General features: G+C 76.2%; 5 protein-coding genes and 1 pseudogene. All 6 read right to left on the minus strand.

Going from position 1 to position 5,066, the window contains the following annotated elements; all coding sequences use genetic code 11:
- Positions 1–511 (minus strand): annotated as a pseudogene (locus MHW47_RS31680) (D-beta-D-heptose 1-phosphate adenosyltransferase); the annotation flags it as partial.
- The gene (locus MHW47_RS31685) at positions 508–1,128 is read right to left on the minus strand and encodes an SIS domain-containing protein (protein ID WP_239227308.1); all 621 of its coding nucleotides are present in this window, start codon (positions 1,126–1,128) and stop codon (positions 508–510) included. The gene MHW47_RS31685 and the pseudogene MHW47_RS31680, both read right to left, overlap by 4 nt.
- Positions 1,125–2,366 carry a glycosyltransferase gene (locus MHW47_RS31690; protein ID WP_239227309.1) on the minus strand — a complete coding sequence of 414 codons (1,242 nt, stop codon included), beginning with the start codon at positions 2,364–2,366 and terminating at the stop codon, positions 1,125–1,127. The genes MHW47_RS31685 and MHW47_RS31690 overlap by 4 nt, the downstream gene beginning before the upstream one ends.
- Positions 2,363–3,325: a glycosyltransferase gene (locus MHW47_RS31695; protein WP_239227310.1), complete on the minus strand. Its 963-nt coding sequence runs from the start codon at positions 3,323–3,325 to the stop codon at positions 2,363–2,365. The genes MHW47_RS31690 and MHW47_RS31695 overlap by 4 nt, the downstream gene beginning before the upstream one ends.
- On the minus strand, positions 3,322–4,338 hold the full coding sequence (locus tag MHW47_RS31700; protein WP_239227311.1) for a glycosyltransferase family 9 protein: 1,017 nt from the start codon (positions 4,336–4,338) through the stop codon (positions 3,322–3,324). Before MHW47_RS31700 ends, MHW47_RS31695 begins: the two co-directional genes overlap by 4 nt.
- The gene (locus MHW47_RS31705) at positions 4,335–4,931 is read right to left on the minus strand and encodes an HAD-IIIA family hydrolase (RefSeq protein WP_239227312.1); all 597 of its coding nucleotides are present in this window, start codon (positions 4,929–4,931) and stop codon (positions 4,335–4,337) included. The genes MHW47_RS31700 and MHW47_RS31705 overlap by 4 nt, the downstream gene beginning before the upstream one ends.
- Positions 4,932–5,066 lie beyond the last annotated feature (135 nt).

Below are 5,066 nucleotides of genomic sequence, written 5' to 3' on the forward strand. Positions count from 1 at the left end.
GGCCGCCCGCCGGGTGGGGGTCCCAGACGACGGGAATCCGGGCGGCCCGTGCGGTCAGGGCGGCGCGCAGGACGTCCGCGGTGCCGCGCCCGTAGTCGGCGACGAGCACCGCTCCGGCGCCGGCGAGCGCCTGTTCGGCGCGGTCCGCCGGTCCGGCCGCCCGTCCGTCGCCCTCGTCGACGCGCAGCAGGGGCCGTCCGTCGGCCATGAGGCGGGTCTTGCGCGACAGGGTGCCGCGGAGCGGGAGTTCCACCAGGTGGACGCGGTCCTTCAGGAGTTCGCGCACGGTGTGGGACGCCTCGTCGTCGCCGAGGGCGGTGACGAAGGTGGTCTCGCGGCCGTCCGCGGCGGCGAGGCAGGCGGCGAGGGCGGCGCCGCCGGGCCGGGTGCGGTGTTCGACGTCGCCGACGACGGGGACGGGCGCGTCGGGGGCGAGCCGTTCGGCGCGGCCGGAGAGGTCGCGGTCGAGCAGGGAGTCGCCGACGACGACGAGGGGGGCGGGGCGGTTCACGTGGCGTCCTCCTCGGCCGGGGCGTCCTCGGCGGGCCGGCGGGCGGCGCGGGCGGCGATCGCGCGGTCGAAGCTTTCGCAGATCATGTGGACGGCGACGAGGTGGAGTTCCTGCACGGTGGCGGCTCCGGCGGCTTCGACGCACAGGGACTCGTCGCTGGTCGCGGCGAGCGGGTTGGGTTCGGGGCCGGTGAGGGACCAGACGGGCATGCCGATGCGCATGGCCTCCTGGGCGGCTTCCAGGAGGTTGGCGCTGGCGCCGCTGGTGGACAGGAGCATGAGGATGTCGCCGGGGCGGCCGTGGGCGCAGGTCTGGCGGGCGAAGACCTCGTGGACGCCGTAGTCGTTGGCGATGGCGGTGGTGGACGAGGTGTCCGCGTGCAGGGCGAGGGCGGAGTAGGCAGGGCGGTCGTCGCGGTAGCGGCCGACGAGTTCGGCGGTCAGGTGCTGGGCCTGGGCGGCGCTGCCGCCGTTGCCGGCGACGAGGAGCCGGCCGCCGTCGGACAGGACGCGGGCCAGGGTGGTGCCCCAGCGTTCGGTGATTCCCGCGGTGCGGCGGAAGGCGGGGAGGGCGCGGGCGAGGTCGTCGCAGTGCTGGCCGGGGGCGATCAGCTTCATCGTGCCACCTCCGTGGGCTGGGGGGTGCGGACGAGTTCGGCGTAGACGCGGCAGACCCCGTCCGTCACCTCGTCCCAGGTGAACCGGGCGAGTGCGTGGGTGCGGCCGGCGGCGCCGTAGCGGGCGCGGCGGGCGGGGTCGTCCAGCAGGCCGCGGACGGTGGCGGCGAGGTCGTGGCCGTCCTCGTCGGTGGGCGGGACGAGGACGCCGGTCACGCCGTCCACGACGGTGTCCAGCTGTCCGCCGACCGCCGTGGCCACCACGGGGGTTCCGCAGGCCATCGCCTCGATGGGGACGATCCCGAAGGGCTCGTAGCGGGGCAGGGACAGCAGGAGGTCGGCGCTGGACATGAGCCGGGGCATCAGGTCCTGCGGGACGCAGCCGAGCAGCCGGACCCGGTCGGCGACGCCGTACTCGGCGGCGATCTTGCGCAGGCGTTCGGCCTCCGGGTCGGCGAACAGGAGCGGGGCGTCCGGTCCGCCGGCGATGAGGAGTTCGGCGTCGGGGATGTCGGCGAGGGCCATGACGGCCCGGTCGAATCCCTTGCGGGGGACGAGCCGGCCGACCGCGAGGAGCCGGTGCGGGGAGCCGGGCGGCCGGGCGGCGGGCGGGACCGGGGCGAAGTGGGCGGTGTCCACGCCGCAGGGCACGACGCTGATCCGGGAGCGGGGGACGCCCATCGCGGTCAGCTCGTTCAGCTCGTCGGCGCAGGTGGCGATGATGCGGTGGGCCTCGCGGCCGATCCGGGTCTCGGTGCCGATGCGTTCGGGCGGGCTGGTGTCGTCGCCGCCCTGGTGGCGCTTCTTCACGGTGCCGAGGGCGTGGTACGTCTGCACGACGGGGACGGCGGCCTCCCGGGCGCCGATGAGGGCGGCCATGCCGGACATCCAGAAGTGGGCGTGGACGACGTCGGGCCGGCTGAGCCGCCAGAGTCTGGCCAGGTAGGCGCCGAAGTCGGGCATCCAGGCCAGCAGGTCGTCCTTGGGCACGGCGGCCGGTGGCCCGGCCGGGACGTGGACCACCTTCACGCCCGTCTCGGTCCGGACGAGGGTGGGTGTGTCGGGGCGGTCGCGGCGGGTGTAGACGGTGACGTCGTGGCCCCTGCGGGCCAGGTGTCCGGCCAGCTGGGCCACGTACACGTTCTGTCCGCCGGCGTCGGGGCCGCCGAGTTCGGCGAGCGGGCTGGCGTGCTCGGACACCAGGGCGATCCGGGCGGGTCGCGGCATGGGCTGCGTCATCGCGTGACCTCTTTCATGAGTCGGTCCCAGTCGTCCAGGAAGCGCTGGACCCCGTACCTGGCCCTGGCCGCCTCGCGGGCCCGGCGGCCGGTGTCCTCGGCGTGGGCGCGGTCGGCGGCGAAGTGGCGCAGGGCGTCGGTGAGTACCTCGGGGCGGTTGGAGACGACTCCGGCGCCGGGCGGCACCGCTTCCCGCACTTCCGTGGTGCCGAGGGCGACCACGGGCATGCCGAGGAACATGGCTTCCAGCAGGGACAGTCCGAGCGAGGTCCAGCGCACCGGGTGCAGGTAGACGCGGCGGCGGGCCATGGCCCGGTGGAGTTCGTCCTGCGGGAGGTCGAAGGTGCGGCACCGGTCCCCGGTGAGCCCGAGGTGGTCCGCCAGGCCCTCCGTCCGCATGCCGAAGACGTCGAGCGGGACGGCGTCGGCGAAGGCGGGCAGCAGCTCGGTGCCGGTGGTGCGGGCGCGCCGGACGGGCTCGTTGACGACGACGGCGGCGCGGGGTTCGGTGCCCGTCCAGCGGAGCCCGGGGTCGATGATGCCGTGTTCGATGACGCCGGTCGGGGCGCGGCCGTTGTCCCACATCAGGCGGTTGAAGTGGGTGACGTGCACGACGGGGATGTCGGACCGGTCGGCGAGGGGATGCCGGGTGTCCACGGGTGTCTCGTGCGGGCTGTTGTGCTCGACGTACACGGCGGGGACGTCGTGGCCGGGCCGCCTGCCGGTCCAGTCCCGGGTCAGCTCGATCTCGTGGGGGCGTTGCAGGACGACGAGGTCGATGTCGGCGTCGCGCAGTGCGGCGGGGCTCAGTTCGCGGACGGAGTCGGGCCAGGTCCAGGTGCGGGCGCGGCCGAGTCCGTCGGGCCCCCGGTCGGGGGTGACCGGCACCAGGTAGGTGTGGGGTCCTTGGACGAAGGAGGTCAGCCACGAGCCGTGGACGTGCCAGATGAGGATGTTCATCCGTTCTCCTTCCGGAGCGTGTGGAGCTTGTGCACCGCGCTGACCACGTCGTGCGCGGTGACGCCGTCGAGACAGGGGTGGCCGGGCACCGGGCAGTGCAGGGCCCTGGTGTCGGCGCACGGGGCGCGCTGGTCGCCGAGGAGCACGACGGGTACGCCGTAGGGCGCCCAGCGGGAGGCGGGCACGACGGGGGCGAACAGGGAGACCACCGGGGTGCCCACGGCGGCGGCGAGGTGGGCGGGTCCGGTGTTCCCGCTGACCAGGACGTCGGCGTGGCGCAGGACTCCGGCGAGCGTCCGGGGGCAGGTGCGGCCGCCGAGGTCCACGGCCACGTCGCCGCTGACCTGCCGGGTGAGGCCGGTCTCGGCCGGTCCGCCGGTGACGACGACGCGGTGTCCGGCGTCGGCCAGGCGCTGGACGGCCTCGGCGTGTCTGCCGGGGTTCCAGGCCCTGGCGGGGGCGCTGGCGCCGGGGTGGACGACGACGTAGGGGCCGTTGCCGGTGAGCGCGGCGGTGTCGGGCGGCGGCAGGACCCGCAGCCGGCCGTCGTCGCCCGCCGGGAGGGCGAAGCCCATGGCGGTGGCGAGGTCGAGGGCCGCCTCGGCCTCGTGCCGCCCGGGGAGACGCTGGTGGCGTACGTCGAGGAGCCGGCCGGGGTGGTCGACGCTGTCGGCGCCGATCCGGGCCACGTGGGCCATGCGCAGCAGCAGCGCGGCCGGCAGCGGGCTCTGGTGGAAGGAGGTGAGGACGAGCGCGGTGTCGTACGCGCCGGCGCGCAGCGTGCCGAGCAGGCCGGGGATGTCCGCCTCCTCGACCGGCGGCGGCGCGGTGCCCTCCCAGGGGGCCTGCCAGACGATGACGTCGTCCACGCCGGGCAGCAACCGGGCGGCGGGCTCCCCCAGCGGTCCGCAGAGCAGGGTGACGTGGTCGGCGCCCGCGGCCACGGCGCGGACGGCCGGCCCGGCGAGCAGGACGTCGCCGAAGCTGTCGAGTCGTACCACGAGCGCCCTCATGCGGCCGGTCCGTTCGCGCGGGCGGCGCTCCGGGCCGGCGCGGGGCGGGCCAGGAGGCGGCGGACGGCGGTGAGGACGTCGGGCGCGGGGTGGTCCTCGGCGTCGATCTCCTCGGGCCTGGTGCGGGCGTTGGGTACGAGGATGCCCTCGGCGCCCGCCGCGCGGGCGGCGAGCACGTCGGCCGCGATGTCGCCGATGACGGCGCAGTCGGCGGGGCGGACGCCGAGGCGCCGGGCGGCCTCGGTCACCAGGCCGGGCCGGGGCTTGCGGCAGGCGCAGCCGTCGTCGGGGTGGTGCGGGCAGTAGACCCAGACGTCGAGGTGGCCGGTGAGCGCGTCCACGCGGGCGTTGACCCGGCGGACGTCCTCGTGGGTGAGCAGGCCGCGGCCGATGCCGGACTGGTTGCTGACGACGCCGGTGGCCAGGCCGGCCGCGCGCACCAGCCGTACGGCTTCGGCGGCGCCGGGTACCGGCCGCACGAGCGCCGGGTCGCGGTTGTAGGGGACGTCGTGGATCAGGGTGCCGTCGCGGTCGAAGAGGACGGCGGCGGGCCGGGCGGGCGGGCCCGTGCGGCTGGGCCGGGTGCGGTTCATGCGGGGCCTCCCCAGGGGGCGGCGCGGCGGTGCCGGATGCCTCCCAGGGCCCGGTGGAGCACGGCCAGGGGCGGGATGAGCACGCTGGTGCCGAGCATGGTGGCGACCTCATGGGCGCCGCGCGGGCCGGGCGCG

Source organism: Streptomyces sp. OfavH-34-F, from assembly GCF_022347745.1.
Classification (GTDB): domain Bacteria; phylum Actinomycetota; class Actinomycetes; order Streptomycetales; family Streptomycetaceae; genus Streptomyces.